The 14,099-nt window shown below is 37.4% G+C and carries 17 protein-coding genes and 1 riboswitch; of the genes, 8 read left to right on the top strand and 9 right to left on the bottom strand.

Annotation, left to right across the window (positions count from 1 at the left end):
* The first annotated feature begins 129 nt into the window (after nt 1-129).
* The 6 genes from LZP85_RS02960 to LZP85_RS02935 all read left to right on the top strand — a co-directional run bounded on the left by LZP85_RS02960 (nt 130) and on the right by LZP85_RS02935 (nt 5,278).
* Nucleotides 130-1,119, top strand: coding sequence for an ABC transporter substrate-binding protein (locus tag LZP85_RS02960; protein ID WP_226639670.1), 990 nt, complete (start codon nt 130-132; stop codon nt 1,117-1,119).
* Between the two features lie 15 nt (nt 1,120-1,134).
* Nucleotides 1,135-2,142 (top strand): FecCD family ABC transporter permease, encoded by a 1,008-nt coding sequence (locus LZP85_RS02955; RefSeq protein WP_206782292.1) that lies wholly within the window; start codon nt 1,135-1,137, stop codon nt 2,140-2,142.
* Nucleotides 2,135-3,157, top strand: a complete 1,023-nt coding sequence (locus tag LZP85_RS02950; protein ID WP_025909654.1) for a FecCD family ABC transporter permease — start codon at nt 2,135-2,137, stop codon at nt 3,155-3,157. Before LZP85_RS02955 ends, LZP85_RS02950 begins: the two co-directional genes overlap by 8 nt.
* Before the next feature lie 15 nt (nt 3,158-3,172).
* Nucleotides 3,173-3,994, top strand: coding sequence for an ABC transporter ATP-binding protein (locus LZP85_RS02945; RefSeq protein ID WP_025909653.1), 822 nt, complete (start codon nt 3,173-3,175; stop codon nt 3,992-3,994).
* Nucleotides 3,995-4,008: 14 nt separating this feature from the next.
* Nucleotides 4,009-4,794 carry an alpha/beta hydrolase gene (locus LZP85_RS02940; RefSeq protein ID WP_206782293.1) on the top strand — a complete coding sequence of 262 codons (786 nt, stop codon included), beginning with the start codon at nt 4,009-4,011 and terminating at the stop codon, nt 4,792-4,794.
* A 205-nt stretch (nt 4,795-4,999) separates the two neighbouring features.
* On the top strand, nt 5,000-5,278 hold the full coding sequence (locus LZP85_RS02935) for a Fur family transcriptional regulator (RefSeq protein ID WP_025909651.1): 279 nt from the start codon (nt 5,000-5,002) through the stop codon (nt 5,276-5,278).
* A 74-nt stretch (nt 5,279-5,352) separates the two neighbouring features.
* Here LZP85_RS02935 and LZP85_RS02930 read toward each other — a convergent pair whose 3' ends face one another.
* Nucleotides 5,353-6,645 (bottom strand): homocysteine synthase, encoded by a 1,293-nt coding sequence (locus tag LZP85_RS02930; RefSeq protein WP_119542729.1) that lies wholly within the window; start codon nt 6,643-6,645, stop codon nt 5,353-5,355.
* A 260-nt stretch (nt 6,646-6,905) separates the two neighbouring features.
* Here LZP85_RS02930 and LZP85_RS02925 point away from each other — a divergent pair, with 260 nt between their 5' ends.
* Together LZP85_RS02925 and LZP85_RS02920 are read left to right on the top strand one after the other, a co-directional pair.
* A complete protein-coding gene (locus LZP85_RS02925) occupies nt 6,906-7,226 on the top strand; it encodes an RNA polymerase sigma factor (RefSeq protein ID WP_309599132.1) in 321 nt (106 codons plus the stop codon).
* Nucleotides 7,198-8,082: a DUF4030 domain-containing protein gene (locus LZP85_RS02920; protein ID WP_234561966.1), complete on the top strand. Its 885-nt coding sequence runs from the start codon at nt 7,198-7,200 to the stop codon at nt 8,080-8,082. The genes LZP85_RS02925 and LZP85_RS02920 overlap by 29 nt, the downstream gene beginning before the upstream one ends.
* A 260-nt stretch (nt 8,083-8,342) precedes the next feature.
* Here the strand turns inward: LZP85_RS02920 and LZP85_RS02915 are convergent, their stop codons facing one another.
* The 8 genes from LZP85_RS02915 to LZP85_RS02880 all read right to left on the bottom strand — a co-directional run bounded on the left by LZP85_RS02915 (nt 8,343) and on the right by LZP85_RS02880 (nt 14,069).
* The gene (locus tag LZP85_RS02915; protein ID WP_206782294.1) at nt 8,343-8,573 is read right to left on the bottom strand and encodes a hypothetical protein; all 231 of its coding nucleotides are present in this window, start codon (nt 8,571-8,573) and stop codon (nt 8,343-8,345) included.
* 38 nt (nt 8,574-8,611) lie between these two features.
* Nucleotides 8,612-9,157 (bottom strand): hypothetical protein, encoded by a 546-nt coding sequence (locus tag LZP85_RS02910; protein WP_025909859.1) that lies wholly within the window; start codon nt 9,155-9,157, stop codon nt 8,612-8,614.
* Nucleotides 9,158-9,475: 318 nt separating this feature from the next.
* Entirely contained in the window at nt 9,476-9,640 is a 165-nt protein-coding gene (locus tag LZP85_RS02905; RefSeq protein ID WP_153301192.1) for a hypothetical protein, read from the bottom strand.
* Nucleotides 9,641-9,730: 90 nt separating this feature from the next.
* Nucleotides 9,731-10,714 (bottom strand): DMT family transporter, encoded by a 984-nt coding sequence (locus LZP85_RS02900; RefSeq protein ID WP_076512594.1) that lies wholly within the window; start codon nt 10,712-10,714, stop codon nt 9,731-9,733.
* 128 nt (nt 10,715-10,842) lie between these two features.
* Entirely contained in the window at nt 10,843-11,490 is a 648-nt protein-coding gene (locus LZP85_RS02895) for a GntR family transcriptional regulator (protein ID WP_025909861.1), read from the bottom strand.
* Nucleotides 11,491-11,625: 135 nt separating this feature from the next.
* Complete coding sequence (locus tag LZP85_RS02890; protein ID WP_076512595.1) at nt 11,626-12,408, bottom strand: YtvA family blue-light photoreceptor; 783 nt, start codon at nt 12,406-12,408, stop codon at nt 11,626-11,628.
* 162 nt (nt 12,409-12,570) lie between these two features.
* Nucleotides 12,571-13,059 (bottom strand): QueT transporter family protein, encoded by a 489-nt coding sequence (locus LZP85_RS02885; RefSeq protein WP_025909863.1) that lies wholly within the window; start codon nt 13,057-13,059, stop codon nt 12,571-12,573.
* 8 nt (nt 13,060-13,067) lie between these two features.
* A riboswitch (PreQ1 riboswitch) is annotated at nt 13,068-13,113 on the bottom strand.
* Nucleotides 13,114-13,232: 119 nt separating this feature from the next.
* Nucleotides 13,233-14,069, bottom strand: coding sequence for a formate/nitrite transporter family protein (locus tag LZP85_RS02880; protein WP_119543761.1), 837 nt, complete (start codon nt 14,067-14,069; stop codon nt 13,233-13,235).
* Nucleotides 14,070-14,099 lie beyond the last annotated feature (30 nt).

Genomic DNA, 14,099 nt, shown 5'->3' with positions numbered 1-14,099 from the left:
AAGTAATTGATACTGATAATCATTTTCAATTATTGAGGGAGGAGGTGATAAATATACCCAGCACACACGTTATTTTCTTAATATTCAGTATTTAAATTTAAAATTCATTTAAAAAGGGGCAATAAAACGATGAACGTAAAGAAAAAATTATTTTTAGCTAGTATGGCAACTGTTATTAGTATTAACCTGGCCGCTTGTGGTAGCACTGAAACAACTTCACAGTCTGACACAAAGCAAGAAACAAACGCCAAAGATAAAGAAAAAACTGAAGCAAAACAGGAAACAAGAGAAATTACATACCTTGATAAAACCTATACTGTTCCTACAAATGTTAAGAAAATTGCAGCAGCTAGCTTAGAATCCATGGAAGATGCGGCCGTATTAGGAGTAAAACCTGTTGGGACAATTACAGTAGGTGGTGAGCTACCTTCTTATTTAGCTAAAGAGCTACAAGGTGCTGAATCACTAGGAGAAAAAATGCAACCAAACTACGAGACTATCTTAAGCTTAAAACCTGATGTTATTTTCTGGACTTCTAAATCTCCCGAAAATGTTACGCAACAATTAGAAAAACTTGGTCCAACCTTCCCTTATTCTCATATTTCAACAAACTGGGAAGCTAACTTGCGCTTAATGGCCGAGCTTACTGGTAAAGAAGATAAGGCGGAGAAAATCATTTCAGATTATACGAAAAATGCTCAGGAAACAAAAGCGAAAATTGGCGATCAACTAACTGATAAAAAGGTTATCGTAGCTAGAGTACGCAATGGTAATCTTAACCTGTATCCACAGGATGTTTATTTAAATCCTGTACTATACAATGATTTAGGCATTGCTGTTCCAGAAGAAATTAAAAGTGTAAAAGCTCAAGAAATGATCTCAGTAGAACAGATGGCTAAGATGAACCCTGATTATATCTTTTTACAATTCGCCGAGAGCGAAAACGCTAATCAACCTAAAGGACTAGAAGAATTAGAAAACAACCCTATTTGGACAAGTATGAATGCTGCTAAAAATGATAAAATATTTGTTAATTCTGTAGACCCTCTTGCTCAAGGCGGTACAGCATGGAGTAAAACCAAATTTTTAGAAGCAGCATCAAAAGATTTAACAAAATAACAGGTGTTAACCGATATGACAAAAACAACTTGGTTACCAGTGCTCATTTTAGTAGTGGCTCCTTTATTTGTGGTTGGTTCTCTTATTCTATCAATCCTATATGGTGCCGATAATATTGGAATTAAAACCGTATGGAATGCTATTTTTCATTATGACCAAGCAAACGTGGATCATAATATAATTCTTACTTCGCGCGTACCAAGAGCGGTTGCTGCATTACTTGTAGGAGCATTTTTAGCCATATCGGGTTCCATTATGCAGGGGATGACAAGAAACTATCTTGCATCCCCTTCCATTATGGGGGTTACAGATGGCTCTGCTTTTGTTATTACGCTTTGCATGGTGCTTGCTCCTAGTATGTCTTCTTTAGAAATGGTGTTATTTTCAATCGTTGGTTCTGCTTTAGGAGCTGGAATTGTATTTGGATTCGGGTCTTTACTTCCAAACGGCTTATCTCCTGTTAGATTAGCAATTATCGGTACCGTCATAGGGACCTTTTTAAGTGGTACCTCTGCAGCTATCGCTTCTTATTTTCAAGTTTCTCAAGATATTAGCTTTTGGTATAATACAAAGCTTCATCAAATTGACCCTGCTCTCTTAAAGTTAACGATACCTTTTGGTTTAATTGGACTCCTTTTAGCACTGTCAATTTCAAAATCAATTACAATTCTTTCTCTAGGTGATGAAGTTTCAATTAGTCTAGGTCAACGTACGAAGGCTATTAAATTACTTTCTCTTTTAGCGGTTGTTTGTTTAACAGGAATTGCTGTTGCGCTTGTTGGAAAAGTAGGTTTTGTAGGATTGATTATTCCACACATCACCCGCTTTTTAGTCGGCATTGATTATAAATGGGTAATACCTTGTGCAGGTGTAATCGGAGGTGTCTTTCTAGTAGTATCTGACATTATCAGCCGGTTTATTAACTCCCCATTTGAAACACCAGTGGGCGTAATTACATCTCTTATCGGTGTACCATTCTTTCTTTATTTAATTCGAACACGAGGAGGAGAAAAGCATGCTTAATACTCCTCAGCAAAAATATATTGCAACGCTATTTATCATCACCATTCTAATTTTTATTTCTGCGTATTTAAGTATAAGCAGTGGTTTATTTAACATGAATATCTGGGATATTATAAAAACAATTTTGCGCATTGATCCAAATCCAGATTACGATTTAGTTATCTTCGACTTTAGACTTCCTCGGATTGTCATTGCGCTCTTAGTAGGAATTGGATTGGGGATTGCAGGAACAGTTGTTCAAGGGATAACTCGAAACGGATTAGCAGAGCCAGGTATTTTGGGCATCAATGCTGGCGCTGGAACCGCCATCGTTATTTTTATGCTTATCTTTCAGTTTCAAACTGCTGCAACAGGGTGGCTTGCTATCATGATGATGCCTCTTTTTGGACTGGCTGGTGGTTTACTAGCCGCTTTCTTAATTTATACATTCGCTTGGAAAGACGGCGAACTTGATGTGTCTCGCCTTCTACTAACAGGAATTGCAATTGGTTCTGCTTTCGGATCTTTATCTTTATATTTATCGTTAAAGATGAAGGCAACTGATTTTGAAATGGCAGCTGTTTGGGTTTCAGGAAGCATCTATGATGCTAACTGGATATATATTTCAGCTATGCTACCTTGGCTTATTCTTTTCATACCCATCATCTATAAAAAAGCGTACTTACTTGATTTATTTCAACTGGAAGAAACAAGTGTTAAAAGCTTAGGAGTATCTGTTCAAAAAGAGAAATCCATTTTACTCATCACCAGTATTGGATTAGTAAGCGCCTGCGTAGCTGTTTCAGGTAGTATTGGTTTCGTTGGGCTTATCGCTCCTCATATCGCTAAACGCCTGGTAGGCATTGATCATCGCTATGTTTTACCAGTTAGTGGCGCAATCGGTGCGTTATTGGTTATGTTCTCAGACTTTATTGGAAAAACCGTATTTGCCCCAGCTGAGCTTGCAGTAGGAATCGTCATTTCCATTATCGGCGTCCCTTATTTTCTGTATCTATTATTAAAAGCAAAAGCTTAGAAGGAGAGATTACTTATGAGCATTCTCCGCGTAGAAGATTTAGAAACTTGCTACGACAAATCACCTATCTTTCAAAACTTAAATCTAGACATACAAGAAGGAAAGATTACAACAATTATTGGACCAAACGGCTGTGGGAAATCAACGTTATTAAAAACAATTGGGCGAATTTTAAAGCAAACAAACGGAAAAGTGTATCTACAAGAAAAAGACTTAGCAACGATCCATACAAAGGAGATTGCTAAGCATCTTGCTTTACTTCCACAGCACCCAACAGCTCCAGGGCAGTTAAAAGTGGAAGAGCTGATTTCATACGGAAGATATCCGCATCGTAAAAATGTAAATAAACTTACAAAACAAGATCAAGAATTAATTAATTGGGCCATGGATATTACCAATGTTTCGGATTTTAAGAACCGACAAATTGCTAATCTATCGGGTGGGCAGCGCCAAAAGGTTTGGCTTGCAATGGCTTTAGCTCAAGAAACGGATATTCTACTATTAGATGAACCGACTACGTTTCTTGACATGTCTCATCAGCTTGAAGTTCTTCAAATTGTTGAAGAACTCAATGTAGAAAAGCATTGTACAGTTGTAATGGTGCTGCATGATATTAATCATGCAGCACGCTTCTCTGATGAAATCATCGCAATGAAACAAGGAAAGCTAATAAACGTAGGAAAACCTACTGAAATCATTACACCTGAAACACTTAAAACAGTTTTTGAAATCGAAGCACGCGTAATGGTGGACCCATATACTGGAGCTCCTGTTTGCTTTAGCTATGATAGCTTATCATCTAAAAAGCCTACTTTAGATATGTACGTCACAAACTGAATGAGGAGATTTCTATGAGCAATTCTACTTATCAACCAAACTCTAGTACGGAATCTTGGTCCATTACTTCTAAGGTAGATCAAACACAATATGAAATTGTGATTTCAAAACCCCTACCGCCTCCTCCACCTACAGGCTATCCAGTAATTTACGTATTAGATGGAAATGCTTTTTTCCAAACGGTTCAAGATGCCGTTCGTTTGCAGGCTAGAAAAAGTGAGAAAACAGGGGTATCTCCTGCTGTTGTAGTAGGAGTTGGTTATGCAACGGACCAAGATTTTGATACCGCTAACCGCTTGTATCATTTCACTCCTACTTCGAGAAGAAGTATAGATGCGGGAAAATCAGGTGGGGCTAAAAATTTTTTAGCATTCATTGAAGAGGAACTAAAACCACAAATTGAAAAGACTTTTTCTATAAATGTCTTGCATCAAACTTTATTCGGACATTCTTTAGGAGGATTATTTGCTTTATATACGCTGTTTATTAAAGCTACAGCTTTCCAATATTACATAGCAATTAGCCCTTCTATCTGGTGGGATAACCGCTATATCCTAACAAGAGTAGAACCATTTATGACAAATCTTCATAAACAAAAAAACAGGCTGAATCTATTTTTAGCAGTGGGCTCTAGAGAAACTGACTTTATGATTTCTGATTCAAGTGAACTATTTCATACGTTATTTCCCGCTACAAGCAGCAACCTTAACGTAACGTATTATAAAGCTGATGAAGAGAATCATATTTCAATGGTTCCCTCGGTTGTTAGCCGCGTGTTAAGATTTATATCAAACAGCTAAATATGAACAGTCTTTATTTCTAGTAAATAAAGACTGTTCTCGATTATACTTGTTTAAACAAGTATTTAAGAAATACTGTTTTTGAAGGATATAAAATAATACAAACCTATAGTCCCAACAATCATTAAACTACTTTTATCACTGTACCTTTATGTCCTCCACAACAGATTTGACTGACTAAAAATTTTCAAGGAGTATATAAACCATGTCAACAGACGAATATTTACTTTTTTTAAAACAGAACGGTTATCACATAACAAACCAAAGACGCGTCTTAATCTCTTTTTTTTGTGACCGCCAAGATGCCGAGCTGTCTGCTCAGCAAGTTATTGATCACTTGAAGAATACAAATAAAAGAATCAGCTTCGATACGGTTTATAAGAACTTATCTTTATTTGTAGAGTTAGGATTCTTAAACTGTAGAGAAGATGAAACAACAAAGACATTTTCATTGAATATAGTTGACTCTCCTGTTTACTACTGAGAGAAGTTACTACATTTACTCAATACAAAGAGCAAAAGGGTTCGCAATCATGAACACTTTTGCTCTTTTTCTTATTATTCTTGGCTTAATTCTATCGCTTGCTTAAGGTCATCAATAATGTCGTCAATCGCTTCCGTTCCAATTGATAAACGAATTAACCCTGGCGTTACTCCGCTTGCTATCTGTTCTTCAAGTGTTAGCTGTTGATGCGTCGTACTCGCTGGATGAATAATTAATGACTTGGAATCTCCTACGTTCGCTAAATGAGAAAATAGCTGAACCGAATCAATAAGCTTTTGACCCGCTTTGATTCCTCCTTTAATTTCAAACGTCATAATGGCCCCTTGGCCTTTTGGCAAATACTTTTTAGCTACCGAATAAGATGAGTGACTTTCTAAGCCTGGGTAGCTCACTGAGTCGACCGCTTCATGCTGCTCGAGAAACTGAGCTACGGCCAGTGCGTTTTGACTATGACGCTCCATTCGCAAATGCAAGGTTTCAAGACCTTGTAAAAATAAAAAAGAGTTAAATGGCGACAGGGCTGCTCCTACGTCTCTCAGTAATTGAACGCGTGCTTTTATAATATAAGCGTTTTCTCCAACAACGTCCGTGTACACCACTCCGTGATAGCTTGGGTCTGGTGTCGTTAGCCCTTTGAACTTCCCGCTTTTTTTCCAATCAAACTTGCCGCTGTCCACAATGACACCACCGATTGAACTGCCATGCCCTCCTATAAACTTCGTAGCGGAGTGAACCACAATATCTGCTCCGTGTTCGATTGGACGCAATAAGTACGGTGTTGGGAACGTATTGTCTACGATTAAAGGAATATCATGACGATGAGCCACGTCTGCTACTGCTTCAATATCAAGAACATCCCCTTTAGGATTACCGATTGTTTCTGCGAAAATGGCTTTTGTTTTATCTGTAATAGCATGCTCAAAATTGCTAGCGTCACTAGCATCTACAAAATGCACCTTGATGCCAAGCTTCCCTAACGTATGGGCGAATAGATTGTACGTTCCTCCGTAAATACTGGATGACGACACAATTTCATCGCCCGCTAACGCAATGTTTAAGATTGAAAACGTAATTGCCGACTGACCGGATGCTACCGCGAGCGCTCCCGTTCCTTTTTCCAGTAGCGCTATTCGCTTTTCAAACACGTCCGTAGTTGGATTCATAATGCGGCTGTAAATATTTCCTTCACTCTGTAAGCTGAACAAACTTGCTGCGTGTTCACTATCATGAAACACATACGAAGACGTTTGGTAAATTGGGACTGTTCTTGATAACGTCGTCGGATCAACTTCCTGCCCTCCGTGAATAGCTACTGTTTCAGGCTTCAATTCTCTTTTTTGTGTCATAATGCTTTCTCCCCTTGTCTTGGTTTTAACATAAGAACATTCTTTTACATAAATGCACAAAATCCTTTTTATTTTTACAACAAGGCAAATTATTTTTTCTATACCATTTTTTAGTTCACAAAAATGAATTGAATGATTTGCTACAATAAATCAGCTTAAACTGATATACCAAGTTTTATTTTTATTAGCAATCAACTAAACTTTTTATTGATAAAAATAGATATAAACCACAACTTTTCTCTAACTCTTTCTTCTAAACAATAGATTTTAACAAAAAGGAGCGTCAATCACTTGGTCGATTTACCAAAAAACAGATTTCTCTCTGGTACGATCAGTACGGTGAAGCAGTCTTTAAGTTTATCTTTATGATGATTAAAGACTACCAGCAAGCAGAAGATTTAACCGAAGAAACCTTTGTAAAAGCATACGTTCATATCGATGCTTTTCAAGAAACAGCGGACATTCTAAACTGGTCAGAAAGCAAAGTGAAGTCTACTTTATTTCGGGCACTGCACGGCTTAGAACGACAGCTTCTGAAGGGAGATTATGAATATGACAGCAAACCAAGACAAACGCAATAAACATATTTTCAAAGAGTTAGATGCAAGCTTTTCGCTGAGCGAATCAACGAGGAAAAGAATGAAGCAAAATATTATGGTGGAAATTGACAAAAGAGCTACAAGAATTCATTCACCTGTCCGAAAGAAACCGTTTCAAAAGAAGCTGCTTTATACAAGCTTAGCCACATGTCTACTAGCAGCTTTGTTTATTGGTTCAACCTTTGTCTCACCTGCCATGGCTCAGGTAGCTTCTAAAATCCCTTACCTTGGAAAGCTTTTTGAACCTGAACCAATTACAGATATAATCTTTGATACCTTAGAGAAACAAAACTATAAAGTAAGCAGTGTAGGAACTGTTTATCCAGACGGCAAAATCATGGATGACATACAACGAACATTGAAAGCTAAAGGATACCATTTAGTAACGATTGGAATTACTACTCATGTTGATAAAGATAATCACGATAGCTATTCTATTGACCTGGAAATAGCGGATACAGAAACAAGAACAGACGCTATAAAAAAAGAAGCGCAACAAATTTTAAAGAAATATGATCAAGCAAACACGGACATTACATTTACAAAAGTAAACGGACCAAAACGCGAACAAGACGGACGCTGGGGAACAATCGTTACCACAATAGGGGATGGTTTACTAAGCAAAAAGAAATATGAAGTCGTTGGAATTGGTTATTCAGTTAACCCATCTCCGCACCTAAACATTACAATATCTCGTCAAGAAGAACCGCAGCTATTTGCAAAAGAACTAGAAAAAGTTGTAGAGGAATTTTTAGAATCAGATAAGATGAAGAAACAACTTCAAGGTGATTCATATGAAGTTATTATTCAAAATGAAGCTGGGGAAAGGTTAAACTAGTTTCATAAAAAGCACCTATTTTAGGTGCTTTTTTGTGTCTACTCTTTTACAGGTTAATACAGTTCGTTCCCCTTGATATAGATGGGCGCCTAAAATTTCTAGTGAGACAATAATTCTTTTTCCATCCACTAAAATAGTTTGTTCAAAAGCTCTTAAACTTATAAAATTAAAAGTAATAGTTATCTCAAATAGATACTAGGTTGTAAAAACAAAAAGAAGTCAATCTATATTCAGATTGACCATTTAAAAGAGTAATTACATCACCCTTTTTTATTTTCTATCTCTTCTGATACTTTATGAATGCTTTTTATATTTAGAATCCATAGGATACTTACTCCTACATAATATATGCCTATTATTGATAGATTATCTGATAAATTAACCCAAATAGGTTTTGATAAGCCAAAATGCCCCCAAATAACAGCTATAAAGAAAAAGGTTAAAGGAGTGACCAGGTGGACCATCCCATATAAAACTTTGCTAAATTTCATAATTTATTCCCCCTTAACTTTTAACAATTTCTTTCTTACTATCCATGTTTATAGGTGCACACTCCTCCATAATAAATTAAAGTGCCTGCTAAACCAACAGCATTTGAGCCTACGGCAAACTTCACTAGTAATTTAGCCGCTTCCTTATAAGCTTTCTTTTCAAGATATGCCCATAACCCACCTTCAAGTGCAGCTGTGACCATCGCTACTCCGAAATGGTCTTTTATAGCTCCTATCATACATGATTTCCAAGCTTCGTTTGATGCCGTTACCATTAAATTCCCATTTCTAGATTTTGTGTTTTCAACTGGCTGAAGACCAACCGTTAACATCTCAATTTCATCACGGACTTCCTTTCCAAATTCATCTTCAATCTTTTCAAAGTCAAATGTTCTTAGTCCATTTTCTACGACCAAAGCTTCTTCCATCAAGAACTCAAGTTGAGCTGCTAATTCCTCCACTAGTTCTTCTTCCGCAGGAAATCCTTCAGATCCTTTTGCTTGCAAAGGAAAGCAGAAAGCAACAAAAAGTGCAAGTATCAATGTTGGGACACAAGTTAATCTTATTGCTTTGTTATTTATCATTCTCCCTAACTCTTTTTTGGTATTTTATTACACAAATTTAATATTAAAGCACATTTGAACCTGCTTCATTATGAAAATATAAAAAAGGAGAATCGATTCAAATTAATACAAGATAATGGATTGATTAGGTAATAAAAGTATTAGTTAAAAAACACTAAAAACTCTTCACATTAGCATTTAAAGGGCTTTCATATAATAAATAACTTTTTTCAAATATTCATGTAGTACAGATCTAAGCTTTCCCACCAAAATCAAAACCACAAGAAAAAACCGAGAAGCATTTACATCTTCTCGGCCTACTTTTACTGTAAGAGCTTCCTATATATAATACATGAGAGAATCGTCTTGCTCACTCTGCTTGTTCATATTTTGTGCATGTAACGACTGCGTAGATTGGACCTTATTAACGCGCTTCTGACGATTGGAAAACAGTAAACAAACGGAAAGAACGGAAGCTACTAAGCCTACAATTAAGGCACTCACCTGACATTCCTCCTTTATAGAATATATATATTCTATTTTACCACTAATGTACGTAAATGAAGCCTTTTTCTCCAAAATTCCCATCTACTTTTACAGAGTTGTTGCTTGCTTCATTTCTTCCTTCGTCTCTTTATTCCCTTTCCTACTCGATACGTAGCTATTTAGCGCCATACCAGCAATAACAAGTACAATTCCAATGCACGAAACATATGTAGGTAGCGGCATGCCAAGCAGAATCATTTCGCCAAGTAGCGCAAACAATACTTCAAGCGACTGAGTAGCTTCGACTGCTCCGAGCTTTTTCATATCACCTTTGACCATATTGGTTGCTGCAAAGAATAAGACCGTCGCAATAACGCCTGAAAACAAAGCAACCCAGCCCGATTGAATGACCTGTGAGGTGCTAGGTGGCCCAGCGGTAATCAAACCGTAAATCGCTAAGATGATCCAAAACGGTAAACTTGCAATTGTCATTCCGAGCACGCGCTGGTAAGCATCTAAGCGGTTGGATACAACCACCATCATCTTACGATTGCCAAGCGGATAAGCAAAAGAAGCAACTAAAATTGGCAATGTACAAAGCAGTACGCTCACAAGCGATAGTGTTGTTGCGTGTTCAATTTGCATAATGGCTACGCCAAGTAAAATAATGAGGGCCATCGCTAAGCTTTTAAAAGGTATTTTTCCTTTTACTTGAATAGGTCCCTTACTCGTTTGAATCGTTTCATAAAATAAAGGAGCTAGAAGCGAACCTGAGATAATCGTAATTTGCCACGTTCCCGCAATTAACCAGCTCGGACCGTAAGCACTCGCATAGCAAAGCGGCGCGTAGAATAACCCAAAGCCAATCGTGCTCCACATAACCCACTGCATTGGCGCTTTTTTCATTTCCGCAAACGTAGCGGAAAGTTTTTTCCTAGCGATGACGATGATCAACAGTAGTGGAACCATAAAGAAAAAGCGTAAGGAAGCACTCCAAATCCAGCTTCCACCTTCAACTTCCATCATACGATTTAAAACAAATGTAAACGCAAAGAAAAACGCCGAGCACACGCCTAATATAATTGGCTTCAATTCCCTAACCCCCGTATGTAACACATAATAATGTAAATAAAATGTAAAACCAATATATCGCATTTTGGTTATTTATTCAACGCTATTTTTAACTCATAAAAAAGAGCCCTCACGCTCGTGATGACTCTCTACGCTAATAGCTCTCCAAGGCTTAGCCAATTTTTCTCTACGAGATTCGCTGCTTGGAGCGGTTCCTGACTTTGACACACCTCAATAATTCCTTTGTGCTCGCTTACTGATTTGAATCCTTTCTCAGACGAAAACTTAGCTACTTCCAACCGGTAAATTTTTGACTCACTGCGCTCTAGTGCTAAGAGAATTTCAGGGTTATTCGCAGCTTCTAAAAACACGCGGTGAAAGGCTTGATCTGCTTCGATGGCGCCGATGATATCATGCTTTTCCACCGCACTCTGCAGCGCAGCATTATGATGAGCTAGCGCTTTGAAATCTTCTTCTGTCAGATGCGCAACGGCAAGCTTAGTTGCCAATGCATGAAGAACGGCAACTACGGTAAACGCGTGCTTGGCTTCTTCAGGGTTTAACGAAGATACTTTAGTAATGGAGCCTGGAATCGATTCAACAAGCCCTTCATCTTCCAAGCGTTTTAACGCTTCTCTTACCGGCGTTCTGCTGACGCTAAATTTTTCAGCTAGCTCCTTATCATTCAAGCGCTGGTCCGGTGGAAACTCTAACGTAATAATTCCTTGCTTTAAAGTTTGATAAATTTCTTCTCGCAATGATAAACGTTTAATGGGTTTAATCAATTCTCTTTTCATAAAACCAATATATCAAATGCTGGAAGTTTGTTCAATTCTGTACTTAGTCACCTTTTAAGTTAGGCTTATATGTATATATTACCATTTATAAACAAAAAAAATCCGCATTGTTTTACGGACTTTTTCGAGAACTTATTATGCATACCCAAGCGCTTTTAAAGCGGCTTTGACATGCGTATAGGTTTTTAAGACTGTAAAGTTTACTTGAAGGTCTCTCATTTTTTTCGCTATAGAAGGCATGATGCCTGTTATGATTACCTGCGTTCCGGTAATGGTAATTAAATCGTGCAGATTATACATGTAAGCTACTACATCTTCATCCATTTCCAATAAACCTGAAAAATCGATAATAAAATGATCATCTTTACTTTCATCAATGTATGTTGATACTTTGGATGCAATCATATGATATCGCTGTTCATTCAAAACACCAACAATCGGTAGAACAGAAACCCCGTCTTTCACTGGAACAATTGGCGTTGACATCTCCTGCATCCTTTCATAGTAGTCATAAATCACTTCTTCTTGCTTCATTTTCCCCGTAATGTCCTTTTGAATCCCAATAAAATAAACTTCATCATCAATCCACATTGGATCAATAAATAAGTCGTTCCAAAAAGGTTGGCTTTCTTTTGTATAGTTTAAAATTTGTACATTGACCGACTTTTTTTCGCGGATAGCATCTCGAATTTTTCGTACCGTATCTCGGTCGGTATTTTCCCCTTGTAAAAAGCGGCAGTTCTGTCCTACGATTTCTTCTTTCCTGTATCCGGTCATATCCAGAAAACCTTGGTTCGCATAAACAATCGGATTATCGGGCAAAGCAGGGTTGGTTAAAATTAATCCAGCTCTTGTAAAGTCTAGGGCTTTTTTAATAAATGCTAGTTCTTCTACCTTATGATCATCATTTGCAAGCAAGCTCTTCTCTCCTTCTCAAGTATAGTATAAAACATGACTTTTACTATGTATTAACGTACTTAACAACTTCTCTCTAATTCTGTCATATCTTGTGTCTTTTTTCTATAAATTAAAACCATTTAAATATGAAAAAAGCTTACATCTCTGTAAGCTTTTGTAGTATTAATCGATTAACTTTGTAAAGTTTACGCGCTTATGAATTGCCAGCATCACTGGAATTCCAACAAGCATCACTACAAATTCACCAATCGCAGTTGTTAACCATGTTAGTAAAAATGGAAAACCTAGTGCTAAATGAAGCTCAAACGCGATGATAAACATCGTAAACGTAAAGATCAGTGTATTGGTAACCATACGAGCAACCGTGCCCTTGGCAAACTTCATCGCAAAGATCATCAGTAATAAGGAAATTAAAGATTGTCCTACGCCAAATACCAAATCATACGCCACCATTGGTGAGAAGAATAAATTGGCTAAAAATACGCCTAGCACAATTCCATACAAATACTTCTTATTAAAAATAATCAAATGATTAAACATTTCCGCAATACGGAACTGAATATTTGTAAAGCCAAACGGCTGAATAAACATCGTTACCGCAATATACATTGCCGCAATAATACCGTTGACTGCAAGTGTTCTTACATTCATGCTGCATACTCTCCTTAGTTTTTTTTACGTGGGATGGTTCCGAACCACGTCTTACGCAAATACTAAAGAATCATACAGCAGTAAATTATATTAGTCAAGTATCTCAACCCTCTTTCGGTTACTGATCGAAATTCAATCTAAAAAATCCGCTTTTATGCAAAGCGGATTTTCTGTTACTTTGATAATGTTTCTTCTTTAACGATTTTTGGAATTTTCACTTCTTGAATACGCCCTTTTTCCATTTGCTTTTTATTGATAAACCAATATACGCTTCCTACAAATAAAGCGCCGCCTACAATATTCCCAAGCGTAACCGGGATCAGATTATGTAGCAGTCCAGCTAATGATATCGTTTCAGGGTGCGGATGAAGTAAAGCCAAACCAAGGAACGTCATGTTTGCAACGCTGTGTTCATAGCCAGATGCAACAAAGGCAAACAGCATCCAAAAAACTAACATAATTTTGGCCGCATCGCTTTTGGTTCTCAAAGCTGTCCAAATGGCTAAGCAGACGAGCCAATTACATAAAATCCCTCGAAAAAAAAGTTCGCTCATTGGCAGGTTCATTTTCTTTGCTGCGATTGTCAGTAATAAATGTGTATCGCCTACTCCTTTAAACAAACCAGTTCCAACGATTAAGAGACACAATACGAACGCTCCCAATCCGTTTCCAACAAAGCACCACAGCCAATTTTTCAACGTATCTTTCCACGTAGTAGCACCTGATAATGTACTGATTGTATAAAACATATGATTGCCTGTAAACAACTCGGCTCCGGCAAACATAACAAGTAGTAACGCAATGGCAAACGATAAGCCCATGACTAGTGAGACTATTGGTAATGATGCTTCGGCTAACGGAGCACCAACTGAAAGAGCTAATACTACACCAATTCCGACATAAGCACCTGCAAGCATAGCCAACAGTAAATAGCTCGGCAATTGTTTATTCACTTGATTTGTTTTTTGACGAGCTATGTCCGTCATAGACTCGATTGACGCTTTAAACACGCTTATCCCTCCCCTATTTCGTTAAAATTC

The organism is Priestia flexa (assembly GCF_021441905.1).
In the GTDB taxonomy this organism is placed as follows: Bacteria; Bacillota; Bacilli; order Bacillales; family Bacillaceae_H; genus Priestia; species Priestia flexa.
This window is presented reverse-complemented; position numbering and strand designations above follow the sequence as displayed.

Coding starts and splice junctions, on each gene's coding strand:
- LZP85_RS02910 (WP_025909859.1), bottom strand. CDS start 9,157: ATGATAAATAACAAAGCAATAAGATTAACTTGTGTCCCAACATTGATA.
- LZP85_RS02920 (WP_234561966.1), top strand. CDS start 7,198: ATGACAGCAAACCAAGACAAACGCAATAAACATATTTTCAAAGAGTTA.
- LZP85_RS02935 (WP_025909651.1), top strand. CDS start 5,000: ATGTCAACAGACGAATATTTACTTTTTTTAAAACAGAACGGTTATCAC.
- LZP85_RS02930 (WP_119542729.1), bottom strand. CDS start 6,645: ATGACACAAAAAAGAGAATTGAAGCCTGAAACAGTAGCTATTCACGGA.
- LZP85_RS02885 (WP_025909863.1), bottom strand. CDS start 13,059: ATGAATGTAAGAACACTTGCAGTCAACGGTATTATTGCGGCAATGTAT.
- LZP85_RS02960 (WP_226639670.1), top strand. CDS start 130: ATGAACGTAAAGAAAAAATTATTTTTAGCTAGTATGGCAACTGTTATT.
- LZP85_RS02945 (WP_025909653.1), top strand. CDS start 3,173: ATGAGCATTCTCCGCGTAGAAGATTTAGAAACTTGCTACGACAAATCA.
- LZP85_RS02895 (WP_025909861.1), bottom strand. CDS start 11,490: ATGAAAAGAGAATTGATTAAACCCATTAAACGTTTATCATTGCGAGAA.
- LZP85_RS02955 (WP_206782292.1), top strand. CDS start 1,135: ATGACAAAAACAACTTGGTTACCAGTGCTCATTTTAGTAGTGGCTCCT.
- LZP85_RS02950 (WP_025909654.1), top strand. CDS start 2,135: ATGCTTAATACTCCTCAGCAAAAATATATTGCAACGCTATTTATCATC.
- LZP85_RS02940 (WP_206782293.1), top strand. CDS start 4,009: ATGAGCAATTCTACTTATCAACCAAACTCTAGTACGGAATCTTGGTCC.
- LZP85_RS02915 (WP_206782294.1), bottom strand. CDS start 8,573: ATGAAATTTAGCAAAGTTTTATATGGGATGGTCCACCTGGTCACTCCT.